We start from the raw sequence: 496 nt of genomic DNA, 5'->3' as shown, positions 1-496 counted from the left end.
CACGGAAGAACTCAGCCAGCGGCATGACGTCCTCCTGACAGTCGCGCAACGGCGGGACGGTTATCTCGAAGTCATGCAGGCGGTATAATAGATCCTGCCGAAAACGCTTCTCATTGACCGCCTTTTCCAGATTCTCGTTGGTAGCAGCGATAATACGGACATTGAAACTTCTATCCGTCCTGTCACCAACGGGGCGGTATCGCCGCTCCTGTATGGCACGCAGAAGCATCTGTTGGGTTTCCGGTGCGAGATTACCCACTTCGTCCAAAAACAGCGTACCACCTTCCGCCTCATGGAAATAGCCTTTCTTGGCACTGTCCGCACCCGTGAATGCGCCTTTGACATGTCCGAAGAAAGCAGACGGCGCAAGCTCTTTGGTGAGTGAACCGCAGTCCACAGCCACGAATGGCTTGCCGAAACGTTTGCTTTTATCATGCAGATGGTGGGCGATATGCTCCTTGCCCGTGCCGTTCTCCCCGAATATCAGCACGCTCAT

At 54.4% G+C, this 496-nt stretch carries 1 protein-coding gene; it reads right to left on the bottom strand.

The features are described from left to right. Positions 1-496: sigma-54 factor interaction domain-containing protein (locus E5355_RS19220; protein WP_136011572.1), on the bottom strand; the 496-nt coding region annotated here is incomplete at both ends.

Source organism: Bacteroides muris (ex Afrizal et al. 2022), from assembly GCF_004793475.1.
GTDB lineage: Bacteria > Bacteroidota > Bacteroidia > Bacteroidales > Bacteroidaceae > Bacteroides > Bacteroides muris.
The sequence above is the reverse complement of the archived record's forward strand: the minus strand, read 5'-3'. Positions and strand labels throughout refer to the sequence as shown.